Source organism: Bacillus sp. FSL R5-0439 (assembly GCF_038008805.1).
Lineage (GTDB): Bacteria > Bacillota > Bacilli > Bacillales > Bacillaceae > Bacillus > Bacillus safensis.
Window position 1 is genome coordinate 1,950,911 of the sequence record NZ_JBBOZW010000001.1, and the last position, 20,414, is coordinate 1,971,324.

The window sequence follows — 20,414 nt, forward strand, 5'->3', positions numbered from 1 at the left end:
AAATCCTTGCCAAACTGAGCGGCAGCCATTTCAAAATGGCTGCTTCCCCCTTTTGACAAAGATTCCTGCTTACGCATTGTGTTTCAGTGTAGGCTCCTGATAGATCTGTTCATATGTGCTCCACTTGACGTTACGTTTCACATCCTCTCTGAAAGAGTACACAGCTCTCTTTCCTTTAGATACATAGACTTTTTTCAAGAAAGCTTCAAGTCTAAAGGTGAGCATAAAACGATACGTCTCATCTCCCTTTAGAACAGGGACTTCTGTTACCTTGATCTGAGCTCCATCCATCCGTCTAAAACATATTGTTTTGAGCAGCACAAACGATCAATCCTCTTTTCCAATTATCTGTTAAGCCTAAATAAATAGGTGGAATAAATCTTGATCTTTATTCACTTCAACATAGTGGAAGCCTTTTTTGTCCATCCGCTCAATCAGCGCGGCATAGTCATCTCTTTCTTTCAATTCGATGCCAACAAGCGCAGGGCCTTTGCTTCGGTTATTCTTTTTCGTATATTCAAAGCGTGAGATATCGTCATTTGGTCCTAACACTTCATCTAAAAATTCTCGAAGTGCTCCTGCTCTTTGCGGGAAATTGACAATAAAGTAATGTTGAAGCCCTTCATAGATCATTGAGCGTTCTTTGATTTCCTGCATTCTGCCGATGTCATTATTTCCTCCACTGACAATGCAGACAACATTTTTGCCTTTAATCTCCTCGCGATGGGCATCTAATGCTGCGATCGGCAATGCGCCTGCCGGTTCTGCTACAATCGCACATTGATTATACAGCTCCAAAATTGTTGTACATACTTTCCCTTCTGGTACTAGACTGATTTTATCGACAACAGACTGAAGCGATGTAAACGTCTTTTCGCCAATCCGCTGAACCGCTGCTCCGTCTACAAACTTATCAATCGAATCAAGTGTCACAACCTCGCCCTTCTCATGTGACGCATGCAGTGAAGCTGCGCCAAGCGGTTCGACTGCAATGATTTCGGTTTCTGGTGAGATATTTTTGATATATGTACCAACACCAGATAACAGACCTCCACCTCCGACACTTGCAAATAAAAAGTGAGGCTCCACTTCGATATCGTTTAATATTTCGACAGCAGTCGTTCCTTGTCCTGCCATCACATCCAAATCATCAAACGGATGGATAAATTCGCGCTTTTCTTCATCTCCGCATTTTACGGCTTCATGATACGAATCATCAAACGTATCTCCGGTTAAAATAATTTCAACATATTCTTTTCCGAACAGCTCCACTTGGGATACTTTTTGCCTTGGCGTCGTAGCAGGCATAAAGATTTTCCCGTGGATGCCTAAATATTTACAAGAATAGGCAACACCCTGCGCGTGATTTCCAGCACTTGCACAGACAATGCCATTTTCTAGTTTATCTTTTGGAAGTTGGCTCATTTTATTAAAAGCGCCTCTTAATTTAAAGGAACGAACTACTTGAAGATCCTCTCTTTTTAAGTAGACATTACATTCATATCGTTCAGAAAGTCGCTCATTTTTTTGAAGTGGTGTATGAATGACTACATCCTTCAAATTTTGATGGGCTTTTAAGATGTCTTTCACTTGAATTAGCGTATTTTCTTTGAGCAACGGTTTCATGTACAAGATCCTTTCTCTTTAACCTTATTTAATTTGTCATTATAACATGAATATTCAAAAAATAAACCAATAGATCACGGATCCATCATAAATTTTATAAACTTTCTCGTTTTCCTGTACATTTGTTTTAATTGGGTGTTACAATTGAACCAATTAGAACCACAAAGAAAGGAACCACCTCATGGCCACACAATCGTTCACGTCTATATATGGAGATCATCAAGACATCAAGCATGCCATTCATCTGGCAAAACAATTTTCGAAAAACGAACAGCCGGTCTTAATAACAGGAGACACAGGCACAGGCAAAACACTATTTGCCCAAGAAATGGCGAACGCAGCAATGACACACATGTATTGCCCCATCTTGAATGAAGAAATCTTACAGAAAGCCTTCACAGAAAAAAACAATCAAATTCTTTATTTAGATGAGGTCGCCGCATTAAGTATTCCTATGCAGCACAAGGTCATTCACTTACTAGAAACATCACCTGCAACAAAAGTAATCGCTTCTTCGTCTTTATCAATAGAGGCACTCAGGGTTTCTTCTACCTTTTTACCCGAGCTGTTTTATCGTTTGAATGTTCTTCATTTGGCCCTTCCGGCTTTAGCTGAACGAAAAACAGACATTCCTGTATTAACAAATGCTTTCTTTCAAGAGCTGAACATGGCTCCTGACATTGATCCAAGTGTTTGGGAAGCCTTGCAGCAGTATCCATTTGAAGGAAATGTGCAAGAGCTCAAAAATATCGTTCATTACGCTGCGTCCATACTCGAGGGTCACACGGTATTTTTACATCATTTACCTCCCTTTGTGTTAGCACCTCTTCCCTCAGCCGTAAAAGGTAAAAAGGAAGAACACCAGCTCACACTAATGGAAAAACAAGAGTTTGTTTTCTTGCTGGAAGCCATTAAATCTCTCAATGAAAAAGGAGAAGCAGCCAGCAGACGCATCTTGTCTGAACTAAGCAAGCAAGGAGACATTCCGCTCACCCCTCAGCAGGTGAGAAACCGCTTAGATGATCTTGAGAAAAAAGCATACGTGACGAAAGGAAAAGGCAGGGCCGGAACGAAGATTACACTTGAAGGTCTTTCATTCCTGAAGTCACTTGATGGTTATATACCGGTTCAATAAAAGGAGGACATCCATTGTTTACTGTAAAAGAAGAAATTGCAAACGCCATTACACATGGCATTGGTGTTATTTTATCCATACCAGCTATTGTGTTTCTCGTCTTATTCGCTGTTCAATACGGCACAGTCACAGATATTATCAGCTTTTCGATATTTGGCGCATCCATGCTGCTGCTCTATTTAAGTTCAACCTTGCTTCATAGCATTCGGCACAAAAAAACAAAAGATATTTTTGAAATCCTCGACCACTCGGCTATTTATGTATTGATTGCTGGTACATATACACCCTTTTTACTTGGACCACTAAAAGGTGCACTCGGCTATACGCTCCTTGCGATTGTATGGGCGCTTGCTGCTGGTGGGATTGTCTTTAAAATCTTTTTCGTCAAACGCTTTATAATCGTATCTACCCTCGTCTATTTATTAATGGGCTGGATGATTATCATTGCCATCAAACCGCTTTATATCCAATTAACAGGTGCAGGATTTGGACTCTTACTGTTAGGCGGCATATTATATTCAGTCGGAACCATCTTTTATATTTGGCGGAAAATCCCCTATCACCATGCGATTTGGCACAGCTTTGTTCTCGGCGGCAGTGCATCGATGTTCTTCTGTATTTTATTCTATTGCGTAAACATTCCTGCTGCATGAAAAAAACCAGCATCCACTATTCGGATGCTGGTTTTTCTATGCACGCTTTTGTGCGTAATCACTGATCATGACAGGAGCTTTAATATGAATATCGACATTAACAGGACGCATTCTCTTCACGAACTTCCCCATTAAAAGACGATCCGTTCCGCTCGTTTCAATCGGTACAAGCGGACAATCGAATTCTTCAGCAAGCGCCTCTGCAATATGACGATACTCTTCTGAAAGCAGTAGACTCTGCCCAGACATGATTCTTTCCTTTGCTTCTTCTAATAAAACCTCATCCGTTTGATTCTGGTGAATGACCGCCATTTTTTTCAACCATTGTTTTAAAATCGGATACCGAAAGAGCTTCGGCTTTGCCATAAAAGCAACTGGCTGCTCAAGGTGGCCGATCAATAATGTCGTCGTGACTGGATTCAGCTCTTTTGTGACATAAATAACCGGGCAGTCTGGCAGCTTCTTTTGCTGATGAATGGTCATGACTGATCCTGATTGATCAATACATCCCCGGGCAAACCTTTTTGCATGCTCATGAATGAGATGCATTCGTTTCGTATAGGAAATGCGTGGATCCGTTAATTCATGATCGTACAAATGCCTCATACTTTTTAAAAAGGATACAACAACATAAATCGTTAAAAACCAATAACGAAACAACCGTACTCCTCCTACTCACTTATCCTTTTTTGTCATAGACGACAAATTCATAATTGTAGGGGTTCTTTTCGTCACGATGGCCTTTTTCGCGTGATACAATCGTCCATTCGTCTTCATTGTAATACGGGAAATAACGGTCTCCTTCAAACGCATGGTGAATGTGCGTGATATAGAGACGATTCGCATATGGCATCATCTCCTCATACAGCTTAGACCCGCCAATAATAAATAGCTCTGTCTCGCTTTCCGCAATTGCCAAAACGTCAGCAATTGAATGAACAACCTCGCATCCTTCTGCTTTAAAAGAAGAACTTGTGGTCAGCACAATGTTTCGGCGGTTAGGCAGCGCTCGTCCAATCGATTCAAAGGTTTTTCTGCCCATGACAATCGTATGTCCGCCTGTGACTTTTTTAAAATACGCTAAATCTGCGGGTAAATGCCAAGGCATTTGATTATCTTGACCAATGACTCTGTCTTCTCCTGTCGCCACAATCATGGAAATCATACACTGACTTCTCCTTTAATATGCGGATGCGGATCATAGTTCTCAAGCACAAAATCATCAAACGTAAAATCAAAAATGCTCTTTACATCCCTTGTGATGCGAAGCTTAGGAAGCGTGCGTTCCTCGCGCTCCAGCTGCATTTTCACCTGCGGAAGATGATTTTGGTAAATATGAGCATCTCCAAGTGTATGAATAAACTCGCCTGGCTCAAGATTTGTGACTTTAGCAATCATCATCGTTAGGAGAGCATATGAAGCGATATTAAACGGCACGCCTAAAAAGATATCTGCCGATCTTTGATATAGCTGGCAGGAAAGCTTCCCGTTTGATACGTAAAATTGAAACAGACAATGACAAGGAGGCAGCGCCATTTGATCAATTTCCCCCGGGTTCCAAGCACTGACGATCAGTCGTCTTGAATTCGGATTGTGCTCAATATCATGAATCAGCTTTGTGATCTGATCCACGGTCTCGCCGTCTCCACTTGCCCATGATCTCCACTGCGCTCCGTACACACGGCCCAGCTCTCCATTTTCATCTGCCCATTCGTTCCAAATCCGGACACCATTTTCTTGAAGATATTTGACATTTGTATCACCTTTTAAAAACCAAAGCAACTCATGAATGATTGATTTCAGGTGTAATTTCTTTGTTGTTAAAAGAGGAAATCCTTCCTGTAAATCAAATCTCATCTGGTAACCGAACGTGCTAATTGTACCTGTACCCGTTCTGTCACCTTTTTCATCCCCGTGCTGTAATACATGACGGCATAACTCTTTGTATTGTTTCATTTTTTTCATCCTTTATTTATGTTCTTGTTGTAGTTTACCTTATTTCTGCTTTTGTTGAAACCAAAAAAACATGCCTGCATGATGAGCAGACATGTTTTTCTTTTTATACTTGATTCACTCGTTCCTGCTCTTCATCTTTAATATCTTGGTGTGAGTGAGCAATGCGGCTTGCAGCTGCTGCGGCAAGTGCAGCGACTAGGTCATCAAGGAAAGTATGCACTTCACCTGGACGGCCCTCATCTAATTCACGAATAATACCAAATTTCTCTTTATCTAAATAACCGAAGTTGGTCAAACCGATTGATCCATATACATTGACAATGGAAAGCGGAATAATCTCATCAATTCCATATAGCGGCTCATCTGTTTCAACTAAGTGCTGTAAAGGTTCTGGCAAAAGCTTTTGTTCTGCCAGCTGGTCAAGGGCAAGTCCTGTTAAAACCGCATGGACAATTTCTCTTTTATTCAGCACTTTTTCAACATTTTCAATACAGACACTAAGTGGAAGGTTTGGATGATATTTTTCTTGGAGCTTCAGCACAATGTGTGCGATATCTTCAATTTTCACTCCGCGGTCGTTTAACATTTGTTTTGTAATCTGCACCATTTCGTTCATTGTATATTTTTTCAATTGGCATGACATCTCCTTCTAGTGGCTCATCCAGCTCGGCGGGGTGTTTTTATCCCAGTAAATATTACCGAGTTCATGATGCGTCTGGAATCCATCTTCTGCTGTATGGTAATGAAAGTTAAACCAATATCCGCTGTGAGGCGGCTGATCTCTTCTGACATGGAAACGGAGCAAATCTTCTCCGGTCTTGCGGTTGTAAATGTGGAAGATTTTTTCGCCATTTCCGCTTGAAGGCTGATCAGTTAAAACAACATCTTGAAATTTTTCGTCATCTTTGAAATTTGTTAAATAGTCGGTTAACACTTGTTCAATCTTCGGCTGAATCTCTTCTCTGTACTCGTCCTCAATGACAGGTGTGATTTTACGGCCAAATTTGAGAAAGGATTGATTTTCTGCATTTGACAGCACCTCTTGCTTATATTGCTCAAAGGGATCTGTCTGCTCTTTGCTTTCCTCTTGCGTTAGTTCCCAGCTGCGCATTTCATCTGATGTATCATAAACAGCTGTATAAGGCGTTTTATCAGATGAAGAAAGTTCAGAAGGCTTGTCTGTCATCAAAGCCGACGGAGGAGAGACTAAACCAAAAGTTGCAATCGTAAAGAGCACAACAAGCGTTTTTCTCATCCACATCTTCATGATATCTAATTCCTTCCATAAGTTATCATACTGCTATTCTAGCATATAATGAATTTTCAGTCATTCAATTTGGCCATCGATTTGAGACTTTCTTTTTCATAATAAAACGTTTACAATGGTAGCAAAGGCGACTAAAATTTGGGAGGAATGGGTATGCTTGAAGGGTTTTTCATTACGGCTTCCTTGCTGACGTTATTTTATTTTGTCTATATGGAGATTACAGATTAAAAGCCCTGAATAAGGGCTTTTTTAGATGATTGACAAGGAATTCAAAGTATTGTCTATTAGTGAGGGCTTTTTTCTTTCTCAATATATCCATAATGAAATTGAGCTGTTTTTCGTTTTAAAATGTGAAATTGATAGGAATCTGCTAGAAATCGGGTGCTTTTCCAATGATCTTTTAAAACTACCCTTTTTCTCGCCACTCTCAGTGCTTCTTGGACGGCTATTTCGTTGTCAAAGTGGTGCTCTGCTGCATGACGTAGCGGAGCGATACTTGCAGATTCTTGAATTGTCTCCTCAAACATCGGATCAAAATAGACGACATCAAATGAACCATCAGAGAGCTTCTTTAGCTGCTCGATACTGTCTCCACTTACAACAGATATCCGTTTCATCGCTTCATCTGCTTCTCTTAACCCTGTCTCCCATGTGTTTAGTCCTTCTCGCACTAGCAATGCTGTCATGGGATTCTTTTCGATACCAACGACCCTTCCATTCGTACCTACTCGCATGCTGGCTGTAATGGCATCTGATCCTAAGCCAAGCGTACAGTCTAAAAAGGAATCGCCAGGCTGAAGCTGCGCGGCTTCGATTAAAGGATCCTTTTCTCCGCGCATGAGCCGCTTCACCCTGAACATTGCTGAGCTTGGATGAAAGAAAAACTTTTCACCATTTGGCTGATACCATTCGAATCTTTCTTTCCCCACAACAAGGACGTCTCCTCGTTTTATCGCAAGCTGCTTGACAGATTGTTTGCGCCTCTCTACATACTCGCCGTGTAAATCCTCTGCAAGGGCTTTTGCTGTTTCAATCGTTTGTTCATTTGCTCTAAAGCTTGTTGTGATAAGCATGCGGTTCCTCCATCATGATCATGAAAAAATGCCCTGATTTGATCACAGGACATTTCAACATGTGTATTAGCAATGTTTTTCGAATGCAGATAAGACGTTGTTCATGATGTCTTCCATTTCATGACCTTCAATTTCGTCACGCGGAATAAAATGAACAAGTTCATTTCCTTTTAAAAGTGCCATAGATGGAGACGATGGCTCTTCGCCTGTGAAGTATTCTCTCATTTTTGCCGTTGCTTCCCTGTCCTGGCCAGCAAAAACTGTGACAATTCGATCTGGCGTTTTTTCTGCCTTCATCACAGCTTGAGTAGCAGCTGGACGTGCTAATCCGGCAGCGCACCCGCATACAGAATTGACAACCACAAATGTCGTTCCTTCTCTTTCTTGCATCGTTTGTTCTACTTCTTCTTCCGTTGTTAGTTCTTGAAATCCTGCACTTGTCAGCTCTTGACGCATCGGTACAACGAGCTGCCGCATGTATTCTTCATATGCCATTGACATAAAAAAGCCCCCTCTATAATCCTTATGTTGTGAATAAAGGATACTATAGAGAGAGCCAATTTTCAAATGTTCGATATCAGATTAAATTTTCATGATTCCGCCTGTATTAGCTGATGTCACAAGTTTTGAATATCTAGCAAGATAACCCGTTTTTACTTTTGGCTCAAAGCCTTTCCAGTTTGCTTTTCTTCTTTCCCATTCTTCCTCTGGAACATCTACGCTTAAAATGCGCTGCTCGATATCGACAACGACATGGTCACCATTTTCAACAAAGGCAAGCGGGCCGCCCTCAGCTGCCTCTGGTGAGACGTGTCCAATAGACAATCCGCGAGAAGCGCCGGAAAAACGTCCGTCTGTAATTAAAGCAACCTTTGGTCCAAGTCCCATACCGACGATTTGTGAAGTAGGTGCAAGCATTTCAGGCATGCCAGGTCCGCCTTTAGGTCCTTCGTAGCGAATGATGACAACATGTCCTGCTTCTACTTTTCTATTAATGATGCCTTCAAGGGCTTCTTCTTGGGATTCAAATACGATCGCAGGTCCCTCATGGCGTGTGATCCCGTCTTGTACCCCGCCCGTTTTAATGATGGCTCCATCTGGCGCAAGGTTTCCAAATAAAACGGCTAAGCCGCCTTTTTCAGTAAATGGCTTGTCAATTGGATAGATGACGTTATAATCTTTTACCTCATGTCCCGCAATGTTCTCGCCGAGCGTTTTCGCAGTAACGGTCATTGTATCTAAATGAAGAGCGCCTTCTTTTTTAGACAATTCATTTAGTGCGGCTGTAACGCCGCCTGCTTCATGTAAATCCTCAATATAAACATCTGAAGCTGGAGCAAGTTTCGATAAATGAGGCACACGTTCTGCTACTTCATTGATACGTTCAAGTGAATATTCAACACCTGCTTCATTCGCAATCGCCAATGTGTGAAGAACAGTATTAGTTGAACCACCAAGAGCCATATCTAATGCAAATGCATTATCAATTGCTTTTTCAGTGACAATATCCCGTGGTTTAATATCTTTTTTGATGAGCTCCATGAGTTGTTTTGCAGACTTCTTCGCAAATTCTCTTCGCTCTGGTGATGTCGCCAAAATTGTTCCATTTCCAGGAAGAGCAATCCCGAGTGCTTCTGCCAAACAGTTCATTGAGTTAGCTGTAAACATACCTGAACAAGATCCGCAGGTTGGACAGCCAAACTGTTCTAATTCATTTAATTCCTCTTCATTGATTTTACCTGACTGGTATGCACCAACACCTTCAAAAACAGAAGAAAGAGAGATTTTTCTGCCATCACTTGTTCTACCCGCTTCCATCGGTCCGCCGCTCACAAAAACAGTCGGGATATTCACGCGCATCGCTGCCATCATCATTCCTGGTGTGATTTTATCGCAGTTAGGAATACAAACCATTCCATCAAACCAATGAGCAGATACAACGGTTTCTACAGAGTCAGCAATGATTTCACGGCTTGGCAATGAATATCTCATCCCGATATGACCCATGGCAATTCCATCATCGACGCCAATCGTATTGAATTCAAATGGAACGCCGCCAGCTTCACGAATGGCTTCTTTCACAATCTTCCCGAATTCCTGAAGATGGACATGTCCTGGGACAATATCAATATAGGAATTACATACGGCAATAAATGGCTTGCCGAAATCCTCATCCTTTACCCCCGCTGCTCTTAGTAAGCTTCGGTGAGGTGCTCTGTCGATTCCTTGTTTAATCATATTACTGCGTAGTTCTGCCATCTGTTTAAAAAGCCTCCTATACTACAAGTCTTGTTGACTGCATGATTTTGAGTTGATTTTATTTTACAAATTTTCTGTTTATTTAGCCACCTATGAATGACTGATGACTAACATAGCTGCTGAAGCAAGCGCTCAGCAAGATTCGTGTCATAAAATCTGACCTCCAATATTCTATATTGGTACTACTATATAGAGTTTTTTCGCATATTTCAACAATATTCAAAATAATTTTTCTAAAAAAATTTTTCTGTCTATCTTTTTTAAAAAAACAAGCTGCTTTTCATTGGCAGCTTGTTCATTTTTCTCATCATTCTGATGCATTCTTTCTACTTTCTGTCATTTGCTTCCACACAGAGCCTTTCGCTTCTTCTCCATGCTCAATGCGCTCAATCGCCATTTTGACTTGAAGACTGACTTCAAACTCAGGGTCTTGCTCTGCTTCTTTTAATGCTTCAAGTGCCGTTTCGTCCCCTTCTTCATAAAGGAACATCGCTGCACGCCAGCGGACGAGCTTACTCGGGTCCTTTAATGCTGCGATCATGGCTGCTATAGCACTAGGGTCACCAAGGTCAGAAATGCAGTCACCAGCCGTTCTGCGGACTGTCACTGTTTTGTCCTCGAGCCCCTTATATAAAATAGGCAGAATAGCAGGATCCTCAATCATGCCAGCATTCACAACGGCTTGTCTGCGAATAGACGTTTTTGGATCCTCCATTGCTTTCATTAAAACAGGTATATCCTTTTGCTCTGGCTGCATTTGCTCTAAATGGGCAAAACGTTTTTTCCAATCTTCCTCTTGCAGCATGTCTTCTGTTACATCATATGCTTTTCGGTTCACCTGTCTATCTACAGCTTCCTGCCCTTCTTTTACTGCCTCTGTTAATCGGGCTAAACGCTCATCATCATAGGCTGCTTGCAGCTCCTCTGTGACTTCCTGACCGATATCAGCAAATTCCCCAAAACGAACGCCGTGTTCTTTCCACACACGTTCAAACACGACATTGTCTGAGCTGCTTCTAAGCTTTAAAATGGCTGCTTGAAAACGTTCAGGCATGCCAAACCGCTCTTCTCTTTCACCGTCTGACAGTTTGACCTGCATCGGAATCCCATTAAACATTTGGACAAACACTTTCACTTCACCAAATGTGTCATCGCCTGACTGCGATCCTTCCTGAAGGCCTTCTGTTTCTTGTCCAAAGGCTTCTCTGACCTGCTGTAAAATACCCTGCCAGTCAAACTTTGCATTTCGCTCGACTGCTAAGAAATCTGCGACATGATAAACCCCTTTTACACCTTCAATGCTTAAAATACGCTTGATCATTTCTGGGGCTTCGTCTTTTTGATCCTTTTTGTAGTTGTTGCTTTTACCGCCGGCAAGTGCTTCTGTCAAAATAACCTTCATGGTATTCGGACTTGGCGTCGGTTCTATGGCTGTTATTTTCATTGATATATCCTCCTTACACACATAAAGACCCTACTCATCTGTAAGGCCGCATTCTTCTTTCCATTTCTTGATAAATAAACTCATCAATTCATGCCGCTCATCAGCAAGCTGCTTCCCTGCACGAGTGTTCATCAAGTCTTTTAATTTGAGCAGTTTTTCTTCCATATGCTTTAGCACAGAGCCCTGCTGCGTGTCCTTTGTATAATGGGGCTCACCTGTTGCGCCAGCATACGTAAACACTCTAGCGATACCGCTTGCTCCTATCGCATCCAGCCTATCCGCATCTTGAACAATAGTCCCTTCTAACGTCATCGGCCTAAACTGCTTATGCCGGTGACGAAAAGACATCGTTGTAATGATGTCCATGATGTAGCGGATATCCCTCGTATCCAATTCCCACAAAAGGAGCTGGTGCTCAAGCTGCTCCTTAGTGACTTTCCATTCACTTGACAGCTTTTCATCAATGACATCATGTACAATTGCCGCCATTTCGATGATAAAGAAAGAGCCGCCTTCCTGATGTGCAATACGGACGGCAAGCTGGCGCACACGAGCAACATGAGCCGCATCGTGTCCAGTTGGTTCATCCTTCAGCCTGTCTGAAACAAAGGAGGCAGCTGCCTCCAATTGTTTTCGCTGCATGACTGTCAGCATCTTATTTGTCCAACAGAGCGATGATTGAGCTTTCTAATTCTTTTGGTGGCGTTTTTGGAGAGAAGCGTTCAGTGACTTCTCCGTTTTGGTCAACGATAAATTTTGTGAAATTCCATTTCACTGTTTTTGTCCCAAGCACACCTTTCGCTTCACTTGTTAAATGCTTGAACAGCGGGTGCGCCTCTTCGCCATTAACATCTACTTTCGCAAACATAGGGAAGGTTACTCCATAATTCAAAGAACAGAATTCTTGAATGGCTTCTTCTCCTTCTGGCTCTTGGTTCATAAATTGGTTACACGGAAATCCTAAAATTTCAAGGCCCTTTTCATGATATTGATCATATAGCTCTTGTAATTGTTTAAATTGAGGAGTCAGTCCACATTTGCTTGCTGTGTTTACAATAATGAGCACTTTTCCTTTGTAATCTGCCATCGATTTTTCCTGACCGTTAATGGTCTTGACCTGAATATCATAAATTGACATCTCATAGCCTCCTAGGATTCACTTTTTCCTATCGTAACATGCTTCTTTTAGAAAATCGCTTTTTATGCTCCCGTTTAAAAGAGTCCTGTCACACTGCCGTCTTCTAATAAATCCATTTCGAGAGCCGCAGGTTTTTTAGGTAATCCAGGCATTGTCAAAATGCTTCCGGTTAAGGCCACAATAAATCCTGCTCCTACAGATGGCTTTAACTCGCGAATCGTAATGGTAAAGCCTTTAGGTCTGCCGATTAAAGCTGGATCATCCGAAAGAGAATATTGTGTTTTTGCCATACAAACCGGCAAATGAGCCCAGCCGTTTTCCTCAATGGCAGCCAGCTGCTTTCTTGCTTTGGATGTGAGCGTGACCCCATCTGCCCCGTAAACCACTTTGGCCACTTTAGATAACTTTTCTTCGATGGAATCGTTCGCTTCATACAAATAGGTAAAGTTGTTCTTTTTCTTTTCAATGAGTTCCGCTAGTTCCTCTGCAAGAGCTGTCCCGCCTTCGCCTCCTTCTTCCCATACATTCACGGCTTTAACTGGATGGCCATGTTTGCCGCACCAATCTTCTATCGCTTGAATCTCTTCTTTTGTATCCGTAATAAAACGGTTTACCGCGACAATATATGGAAGACCAAAAGCTTGCACGGTTTCAATATGCTTTTCTAAATTATGTATACCTTCTAATACGGCGTGTGCATTCTCTTCTTTGAGTTCGGTTTTCTTCATTCCGCCATGCATCTTTAATGCTCTCACTGTCGCCACAATGACAACTGCACCAGGTTTGAAATCACCAGCTCTTGTTTTAATGTGAAGGAACTTTTCTGCTCCAAGATCTGCTCCAAATCCAGCTTCTGTTACGACATAATCAGCTAATTTTGCTGCCATTTTGGTTGCAATTAAACTATTGCATCCATGTGCAATATTGGCAAAAGGACCGCCATGGACAAGTGCTGGGGTTCCTTCAATCGTTTGAACCAGGTTCGGCTTGAGTGCGTCTTTTAAAAGTAACGTCAGGACACCTTCATATCCAAGTGCTCCCACTGTGACTGGCTCGCCTTCTTGATTATAGGCAACAACAATAGAAGAAAGACGTTTTTTTAAGTCAGATAAGTCTTCTGCTAAACAGAGGATCGCCATCATTTCGGAAGCAACTGTAATGTCAAATCCGTCTTCTCTAGGATACCCATTTAACTGACCGCCAAGTCCGACAACGACTTGTCTTAATGCACGATCGTTTAAATCAAGCACTCGCTTCCATACAATGCGGCGCGTGTCGATGCCGAGTTCATTTCCGTGATGGATATGGTTATCAATAAAAGCAGATAAGGCGTTATGTGCAGATGTAATGGCATGAAAATCTCCTGTGAAATGAAGATTGATTTCTTCCATTGGCAGCACCTGTGAATATCCTCCGCCCGCTGCCCCGCCTTTAATCCCCATTGTAGGACCTAATGATGGCTCACGCATCGCAATGATCGCTTTTTTGCCAATTTTTTCGAAGGCTTGACCAAGGCCGACTGTTACCGTGGATTTCCCCTCACCTGCTGGCGTTGGGTTGATGGAAGTGACAAGAATCACGTGTCCTTCTTTTTGTTCCTTTAAACGGTCAAAAATAGTCAAAGATATTTTCGCTTTTGTGAAACCATAGCATTCTAATTCTTCGTCATGTAGTTGCAGCTTTGCTGCGATGTCTTGAATTGGTCTTAGCTTAGCCTTTTGGGCAATGTCAATATCTGATAAATGCTTTGTGATCATAACAAAACGGCCTCCTTTTTTTACAGAAACAGCATTCTTTTTTGCTCTATTTTTCATTGTAACATAATTGAAACATTGAAATATCGCCAGAAAGTTCCTATAATGAAGTGAAATTAGCTTTGGTTCAGGGGGTGGCGAGTTGCCTATTAACATACCAGTTCATCTGCCGGCAAAACAAATACTAGAGAGCGAAAATATTTTCGTCATGGATGAGACAAGGGCATTCAAGCAAGATATCCGTCCTTTGAATATCGTGATCTTAAATTTAATGCCAAAAAAAATACAAACTGAAACGCAGCTGCTGAGAATGCTCGGAAATTCTCCTTTACAAGTGTACTTTACGTTTTTGATTCCAAGTACACATACACCGAAGAATACGTCGAGAGAGCATCTAGATGAATTTTATACGACCTTTGAATCGATTCGCCATAAAAAATTTGATGGAATGATCATCACTGGCGCACCAATTGAGCACTTACCTTTTGAAGAAGTTTCTTATTGGAAAGAGCTGCAGGACATTTTGGACTGGAGTAAAACCAATGTGACATCTACCCTTCATATTTGCTGGGGTGCACAGGCAGGTTTATATCACCATTACGGGATTGAAAAAATCAAGCTTCCCGAGAAAAAATTTGGCGTATTTGAGCATATTGTGAAAGAGAAAAAAGAAAGATTAGTCAGAGGTTTTGATGAAGTATACTATGTCCCACATTCTAGGCATACAGATATTAATACAGAACAATTAAAAAACACGCCGAATTTGAAAGTCTTGAGTATGTCTGAAGAAGCAGGTGTTTGTTTAATTGTTTCAGATGATGATAAACAAGTATTTTTAACTGGACACCCTGAGTATGATACAGATACATTGATGCAGGAATATGAAAGAGATTTGTTGAAAGATGATACAGTCCAAAAACCTGTCCACTATTTTATAGAAGATGGTGACACATTAATCCCAGTAAATCGCTGGAAAGCCCATGCAACCTTGTTGTTTATGAATTGGCTTAATTATTATGTTTATCAAGAAACACCATACGTTTGGGAATAAAATAGACTGTGGTCTGATGATAAATCGTCAAAATGTGTTAAAATACAAATGGCTCTGTCTTCCATTATCAATTGAATCTGTTTGTTTTTTAAAATTAGTTTAATTCTTTCGTAACGAATGATATGCTCTAACTGTTTATATGTTATCTTTATGTATATGTAGACCTATGAGATTAATAGTTTCGTACGAAGTTTTGTTGTTGTTGATTACATTTGAGGTGAATATTCTTGAATACCAATAAAAAAATATTAATCTTGACCGCAAATTATGGAAATGGACATATGCAGGTAGCAAAAACACTGTATGATGAATGCAAATCCCAAGGATTTGAACATGTTGTAGTTTCTAATTTGTATCAAGAATCGAATCCCATTGTGTCAGAAGTGACTCAATATTTATACTTGAAGAGCTTTTCCATTGGGAAACAATTTTATCGCTTGTTTTATTACGGTGTTGATAAAATTTACAATAAACGCAAATTTAACATTTATTTAAAGATGGGAAATAAGCGTCTCGATGAATTAATTCAGTTACACAATCCAGATATCATCATTATTACATTCCCGATGATTGTTGTACCAGAATATCGAAACAAAACAGGTAAAGTGATTCCGACTTTTAATGTCATGACCGATTTTTGTCTCCATAAGATTTGGGTACATGAAAACATCGACCGATACTATGTTGCAACCGATTATGTGAAACAGAAATTAGTGGAAATCGGCACACATCCAAGCGATGTCAAAGTGACAGGTATTCCTATTAGACCACAGTTTGAAGCCGACGTGCCAAAATCGATGATCTATAAAAAATATGGATTATCATCCGACAAAAAAGTACTTCTTATCATGGCCGGTGCTCACGGTGTACTAAAAAATGTGAAGGAATTATGTGAGGCGCTGCTTCTCGACAGTGAAGTACAAATTGTTGTTGTATGCGGAAAGAACGCCGCACTGAAACAATCGCTTAGCGTTCTTGAGCAGGCACACCCAGATCAATTGAAGGCGCTTGGATATGTGGAACAAATTGATGAATTGTTCAGAGTAACAGATTGTATGATTACAAAACCAGGCGGCATTACTTTAACAGAAGCAACTGCAATCGGTGTCCCAGTCATTCTTTACAAGCCTGTCCCTGGCCAAGAAAAAGAAAATGCTCTTTTCTTCGAGGATTATGGCGCTGCTATTGTCATTAACAGACATGAAGACATTTTAGAATCTGTGACCAACTTGCTGCAGGACGAAGAAAAATTAGAAACAATGAAACAAAACATGAAAAAACTGCACTTAAAACAATCTTCTCAAACCATTTTGGAAGATATCGTCGAGCAGTCAGATCTCATCATGAATAACAAAACATATGCTCGCGCATTATCATAAAAAGGTGTCCGTCATTGACGGACACCTTTTTCTTTACCCTTGATTTCCATTTGTTGTGTATACTTCTTCAAACGGCTGAACGACAACAAAGCCGCTTCCGCTAAACTTCATTTGAATGGACTCTCCGCTTCCCCTGCCAATAAAGGTTTTAAAGGAAACATCTGTCACAAATTCAGTTTTTAGATCCCCTGACCACGCAACAGTCGCATTCGGATCTGTATAAACAGAGTCACCAGGCTGAACAATGAGCGTCAGCGGCTCATAATGACTTGTGATTGCAACTAAGCCAGGCCCTTCTAATTTGACATTAAATAATCCGCCTGCAAGCATGCCTGATACCTTTTTCATCAATTTGATATCCCAGCGGACAGACGGTTCAAATGCGAGCAGGTCGTTTCCATTCACAAAAATAGATTCCCCTTGGGCCAAACGGAGAATTGAGATTTTTTTGCCTTGATCTGCCACATATAATTTCCCATCACCTGTCGCCTTCATTAGTGAGGTGCCTTCTCCCGAGAGCATTTTTTTGAACATCTTTGAGACGCCGTGCTCAAAAACACCCTCACGTTCAAATTTGATTTTCCCTCGATAGGAAACCATGGAACCTGTTTTTGCCCAAATGGTGTCAGTCAAATTAATTTCTAGAAGCCTTGATGTTTCAAGTTCAAAGACCCCTTCTCCCTTATCTTCTTGCTGCGTATTCTGAATAAATTCTTCAAGTGTATAACGATTCATGATTGCACCTCTTTCTGTATTTTTTTTATATACGGACAAGCTGCACGTTAGGTTCCGAAAAGGACGTTTTATTTTTCATTGTTATTCACCAAAAAAACAAAAAAATCAAACATTCTGCTCAAAATTTGGCTCGCCTGCTTGACGCGTTACTTTTGATGGTGTATAGTGGAACCATCATTTAACAACTGTAAAGTCGTTAGGTGATGAAAATTTTTTTTAGTATGCCCAAAAGGTGTGCTACAGTACTAGGAGGAAAAAGCAATATGCAAAACGGTAAAGTAAAATGGTTCAATAATGAAAAAGGTTTCGGCTTCATTGAAGTTGAAGGCGGAGACGATGTATTCGTTCACTTCACAGCTATCGAAGGTGACGGCTACAAGTCTTTAGAAGAAGGACAAGAAGTTTCTTTTGAAATCGTTGAAGGTAATCGTGGACCTCAAGCTGCAAACGTAACAAAACTTTAATCAACTAAATCAATGATGAAACGACAAAATAAAGAGAGGCATATGCCTCTCTTATTTGATTTTCAGCTGAATTTCAATGGCTAAAATATTTTGCTTCAGTCGTTGTTCAATTTCAGAAATATCTTTTTCGAGAAAAGGTCTTCCCTTCTTTGCTACATCTACTAGCTGCTCTAGATCGCTGTATACCTCTTGAAATGTTCGATGTAATACCGTTTCGAAATCCTTATTATTCATGCCGGCCTTCCCCTTTTCCTCTATTATCCGTCACTTAGTCAAAAAGTAACTCAACCAAAACTTTCTATAGTTATATCGGCTCATTTTTCAGAATATGTTCTTTTTTAACACATTCTATCCGTTTTTTTTCACGAGCGGATGTTTGAGTAAGGAAAACCGGGGCAGCCGCTTACTTTTTAAGCAGCGTCTGTCCGTATTCTTTTATTTTCTCTCCTACTGTGCATTGCTGAATACAAAAGGAGTGGGCGTATTTTTTGCCATATTCTTTTCGAAAGTGCTTCTTAATCAAGCAATCTGAACAATACGTGTCTTGGAGATCCGTCAATTCTTGTACTGCTGTTTTTTTATCCACATTATTCAGCTCCGTCTGCTTCTAATTTCAATTTACTTTCAATTGGGACGTCTGCAAGTATCTGCCTTGCAAGCTGATCCGCTTCTGCATTTTGTTTACGATCGATGACTTCATATGTTGGCGTAAGCCTCAGCTCCTTTAAAGCCGCTTCAATCCGGTCGAGCCATTTGTTATGTATATCATCATAACAAGGCCATTCTCCTTTTAATTGATTCATGACAACAAGTGAATCGCCTCTAATCGTGACAGAATTTCTGCTTGCCCCAAGGTCTTTCAAAGCTTTTACTGCCTCAAATAAAGCTGCATACTCCGCTTCATTATTGGTGATTCCTTGGAAGGACTGATTTTTTCTCAAACGATAAGCATCTTCTCCGAGCTTATAGTAGACGACAACCCCAAGGCCAGAGTCGCCTGTTTCTTTGTGAAAACTTGCATCAAAATAGACCTGAAGCTGATCAGGTTCAAGCTTTAGTTCTTCATTTAGCTTTTCAAGTTCTTTAATAGACCACATCGCCCCTTTTTCGTCTTCAAATGATAGGAGGGACTGTGGTTCTTTTTTATCGATATGTTTGGCTAAAAGCAAGGCCTCTTTTAGCTCCATCCAATCTTCTTGGAAAAAAGCAATGGACCCAATCGATTTCACTTTCATTGTATAGTGTGCTCTTAATTTCATTGATCACATCGCCTTCCCGTGCTTTTAAGGTAAACGTTCGTTATGCTATAATCAAAAAGTTACATTTTACAATGAGAAAGGAAGTTCATGTCACTTGTTTAATGAAGGTATTTGGATCTTATTTGCGATCATTAATTTTATCATTGTTCTTCTATTTTATAAAGGATTTGGCAAGATGGGCCTTTTCGTCTGGATTGGCTTTGCGACGGTTGCTGCAAATTTACAAGTGGTCAAAACCGTTGAATTGTTTGGCTTAACGGCAACACTTGGAAACATTTTATATGGCAGTGTGTTCTTTGCAACGGACGTATTGAATGAAAAATATGGACAAAATGAAGCGAGGAAAGCTGTCTGGATTGGCTTTGCCACCCTTTTAACGTTAACCGTTGTCATGCAGGAGGCTTTGCTTTTCCATCCCGCTCCATCCGACATTTCTCAAACATCGCTCGAAACGATATTTGGCTTTATGCCAAGGGTCGCACTTGGCAGTCTTGCTGCTTATATCATCAGTCAAATGTTAGATGTTTATGTATATTCGTTTATTCGCCGGATATTTCCTTCCGATGGTGCGCTCTGGGTGCGCAACGCTGGAAGTACGATGATCAGCCAGCTACTTGATACACTGATCTTCACAACCATTGCCTTTCTTGGCACCTATCCATTTCATGTATGGATCGAAATCTTCATCACGACTTATGTGATTAAATTTATCGTCGCCGCGATTGGGACACCATATGCGTATGCAGCGAAAAGAATGGTTCCGCTTGATGAAAGGGTGAAATAAATTGCCAGCTGAAATATACATTGATGGTGCTAGCGCAGGAAATCCAGGTCCTTCTGGTATCGGCATTTTCATTAAATATGATGGAAAGGCAGAATCTTTCTCGATTCCTCTCGGATCAATGAGCAATCACGAAGCAGAATTTTCCGCTCTCATTGAAGGGATGAAAATCTGCGTAGAAAAAGGACTGCGTTCCGTTTCGTTTCGAACAGATTCACAGGTAGTTGACCGTGCGGCCAATGCAGGATTTGCTAAAAATCCAGCCTTTCAGCCTTTTATAAAAGAGATGATCGAGCTTCAACGGCAGTTTGATTTATTTTTCATTAAGTGGATTCCAAGCAAGGAAAATCAAGTAGCTGATCAGCTCGCTAGAAAAGCGATTCACCTTTCTAAAGGATGAATCGCTTTTTTTCGGTTATGCTAATGTATGAGGTGATACT

The 20,414-nt window shown here is 40.8% G+C and carries 25 protein-coding genes; 7 read left to right on the plus strand and 18 right to left on the minus strand.

Annotated features, from left to right (window positions below):
• Positions 1-69 precede the first annotated feature (69 nt).
• Both NST59_RS09820 and ilvA read right to left on the minus strand, forming a co-directional pair.
• Entirely contained in the window at positions 70-321 is a 252-nt protein-coding gene (locus NST59_RS09820) for a YpmP family protein (RefSeq protein WP_024422728.1), read from the minus strand.
• Between the two features lie 36 nt (positions 322-357).
• Positions 358-1,626 carry a threonine ammonia-lyase IlvA gene (gene ilvA / locus NST59_RS09825; RefSeq protein WP_025093104.1) on the minus strand — a complete coding sequence of 423 codons (1,269 nt, stop codon included), beginning with the start codon at positions 1,624-1,626 and terminating at the stop codon, positions 358-360.
• Between the two features lie 181 nt (positions 1,627-1,807).
• On the opposite strand from ilvA, the gene NST59_RS09830 reads away from it, so the two are divergent.
• Both NST59_RS09830 and trhA read left to right on the plus strand, forming a co-directional pair.
• Entirely contained in the window at positions 1,808-2,761 is a 954-nt protein-coding gene (locus NST59_RS09830; RefSeq protein WP_144494333.1) for a sigma 54-interacting transcriptional regulator, read from the plus strand.
• 14 nt (positions 2,762-2,775) lie between these two features.
• Positions 2,776-3,414 (plus strand): PAQR family membrane homeostasis protein TrhA, encoded by a 639-nt coding sequence (trhA, locus tag NST59_RS09835; protein ID WP_024428144.1) that lies wholly within the window; start codon positions 2,776-2,778, stop codon positions 3,412-3,414.
• A gap of 36 nt (positions 3,415-3,450) precedes the next feature.
• On the opposite strand, the gene NST59_RS09840 is transcribed toward trhA, so the two are convergent.
• The 12 genes from NST59_RS09840 to NST59_RS09895 all read right to left on the minus strand — a co-directional run bounded on the left by NST59_RS09840 (position 3,451) and on the right by NST59_RS09895 (position 14,308).
• Positions 3,451-4,074 carry a lysophospholipid acyltransferase family protein gene (locus NST59_RS09840; RefSeq protein WP_059377780.1) on the minus strand — a complete coding sequence of 208 codons (624 nt, stop codon included), beginning with the start codon at positions 4,072-4,074 and terminating at the stop codon, positions 3,451-3,453.
• Between the two features lie 19 nt (positions 4,075-4,093).
• Positions 4,094-4,579: a type 3 dihydrofolate reductase gene (gene folA / locus NST59_RS09845; protein WP_059377778.1), complete on the minus strand. Its 486-nt coding sequence runs from the start codon at positions 4,577-4,579 to the stop codon at positions 4,094-4,096.
• The gene (locus tag NST59_RS09850; RefSeq protein ID WP_041085780.1) at positions 4,576-5,370 is read right to left on the minus strand and encodes a thymidylate synthase; all 795 of its coding nucleotides are present in this window, start codon (positions 5,368-5,370) and stop codon (positions 4,576-4,578) included. The genes folA and NST59_RS09850 overlap by 4 nt, the downstream gene beginning before the upstream one ends.
• A 103-nt stretch (positions 5,371-5,473) precedes the next feature.
• A complete protein-coding gene (locus NST59_RS09855; RefSeq protein WP_047203262.1) occupies positions 5,474-6,001 on the minus strand; it encodes a phosphatidylglycerophosphatase A family protein in 528 nt (175 codons plus the stop codon).
• Positions 6,002-6,019: 18 nt separating this feature from the next.
• Positions 6,020-6,637 carry a YpjP family protein gene (locus NST59_RS09860; RefSeq protein WP_059377775.1) on the minus strand — a complete coding sequence of 206 codons (618 nt, stop codon included), beginning with the start codon at positions 6,635-6,637 and terminating at the stop codon, positions 6,020-6,022.
• Positions 6,638-6,921: 284 nt separating this feature from the next.
• The gene (locus tag NST59_RS09865) at positions 6,922-7,710 is read right to left on the minus strand and encodes a class I SAM-dependent methyltransferase (protein ID WP_144490262.1); all 789 of its coding nucleotides are present in this window, start codon (positions 7,708-7,710) and stop codon (positions 6,922-6,924) included.
• Positions 7,711-7,776: 66 nt separating this feature from the next.
• Positions 7,777-8,211, minus strand: coding sequence for a BrxA/BrxB family bacilliredoxin (locus NST59_RS09870; protein ID WP_039179382.1), 435 nt, complete (start codon positions 8,209-8,211; stop codon positions 7,777-7,779).
• Between the two features lie 81 nt (positions 8,212-8,292).
• Positions 8,293-9,969 (minus strand): dihydroxy-acid dehydratase, encoded by a 1,677-nt coding sequence (ilvD, locus tag NST59_RS09875; protein WP_024422739.1) that lies wholly within the window; start codon positions 9,967-9,969, stop codon positions 8,293-8,295.
• A 307-nt stretch (positions 9,970-10,276) separates the two neighbouring features.
• A complete protein-coding gene (locus NST59_RS09880; RefSeq protein WP_095408826.1) occupies positions 10,277-11,413 on the minus strand; it encodes a conserved virulence factor C family protein in 1,137 nt (378 codons plus the stop codon).
• A 30-nt stretch (positions 11,414-11,443) separates the two neighbouring features.
• Positions 11,444-12,067 (minus strand): HD domain-containing protein, encoded by a 624-nt coding sequence (locus tag NST59_RS09885; RefSeq protein WP_039179389.1) that lies wholly within the window; start codon positions 12,065-12,067, stop codon positions 11,444-11,446.
• A 1-nt stretch (position 12,068) separates the two neighbouring features.
• Positions 12,069-12,551: a glutathione peroxidase gene (locus NST59_RS09890; protein WP_041085791.1), complete on the minus strand. Its 483-nt coding sequence runs from the start codon at positions 12,549-12,551 to the stop codon at positions 12,069-12,071.
• 74 nt (positions 12,552-12,625) lie between these two features.
• Complete coding sequence (locus tag NST59_RS09895; RefSeq protein ID WP_126681669.1) at positions 12,626-14,308, minus strand: formate--tetrahydrofolate ligase; 1,683 nt, start codon at positions 14,306-14,308, stop codon at positions 12,626-12,628.
• A gap of 139 nt (positions 14,309-14,447) precedes the next feature.
• Here NST59_RS09895 and metA point away from each other — a divergent pair, with 139 nt between their 5' ends.
• Both metA and NST59_RS09905 read left to right on the plus strand, forming a co-directional pair.
• Positions 14,448-15,356, plus strand: coding sequence for a homoserine O-acetyltransferase MetA (gene metA, locus NST59_RS09900; protein ID WP_039179396.1), 909 nt, complete (start codon positions 14,448-14,450; stop codon positions 15,354-15,356).
• 227 nt (positions 15,357-15,583) lie between these two features.
• Positions 15,584-16,735 carry a diglucosyl diacylglycerol synthase gene (locus NST59_RS09905; RefSeq protein WP_024422744.1) on the plus strand — a complete coding sequence of 384 codons (1,152 nt, stop codon included), beginning with the start codon at positions 15,584-15,586 and terminating at the stop codon, positions 16,733-16,735.
• Positions 16,736-16,768: 33 nt separating this feature from the next.
• Here NST59_RS09905 and NST59_RS09910 read toward each other — a convergent pair whose 3' ends face one another.
• Positions 16,769-17,470, minus strand: a complete 702-nt coding sequence (locus NST59_RS09910) for an AIM24 family protein (protein ID WP_144464542.1) — start codon at positions 17,468-17,470, stop codon at positions 16,769-16,771.
• 263 nt (positions 17,471-17,733) lie between these two features.
• Here NST59_RS09910 and cspD point away from each other — a divergent pair, with 263 nt between their 5' ends.
• A complete protein-coding gene (cspD, locus tag NST59_RS09915; RefSeq protein WP_024422747.1) occupies positions 17,734-17,934 on the plus strand; it encodes a cold-shock protein CspD in 201 nt (66 codons plus the stop codon).
• 51 nt (positions 17,935-17,985) lie between these two features.
• On the opposite strand, the gene NST59_RS09920 is transcribed toward cspD, so the two are convergent.
• The 3 genes from NST59_RS09920 to NST59_RS09930 form a co-directional block, all read right to left on the minus strand.
• Complete coding sequence (locus tag NST59_RS09920; protein WP_039179402.1) at positions 17,986-18,168, minus strand: hypothetical protein; 183 nt, start codon at positions 18,166-18,168, stop codon at positions 17,986-17,988.
• 169 nt (positions 18,169-18,337) lie between these two features.
• Positions 18,338-18,520: a zinc-finger domain-containing protein gene (locus NST59_RS09925; protein WP_024422748.1), complete on the minus strand. Its 183-nt coding sequence runs from the start codon at positions 18,518-18,520 to the stop codon at positions 18,338-18,340.
• Between the two features lies 1 nt (position 18,521).
• Positions 18,522-19,193, minus strand: a complete 672-nt coding sequence (locus NST59_RS09930) for a ribonuclease H family protein (protein WP_126681667.1) — start codon at positions 19,191-19,193, stop codon at positions 18,522-18,524.
• A 94-nt stretch (positions 19,194-19,287) separates the two neighbouring features.
• Between NST59_RS09930 and NST59_RS09935 the strand changes: the two genes are divergently transcribed.
• The gene (locus NST59_RS09935; protein ID WP_041085802.1) at positions 19,288-19,977 is read left to right on the plus strand and encodes a queuosine precursor transporter; all 690 of its coding nucleotides are present in this window, start codon (positions 19,288-19,290) and stop codon (positions 19,975-19,977) included.
• A gap of 1 nt (position 19,978) precedes the next feature.
• Positions 19,979-20,374 carry a reverse transcriptase-like protein gene (locus NST59_RS09940; protein ID WP_039179411.1) on the plus strand — a complete coding sequence of 132 codons (396 nt, stop codon included), beginning with the start codon at positions 19,979-19,981 and terminating at the stop codon, positions 20,372-20,374.
• Positions 20,375-20,414 lie beyond the last annotated feature (40 nt).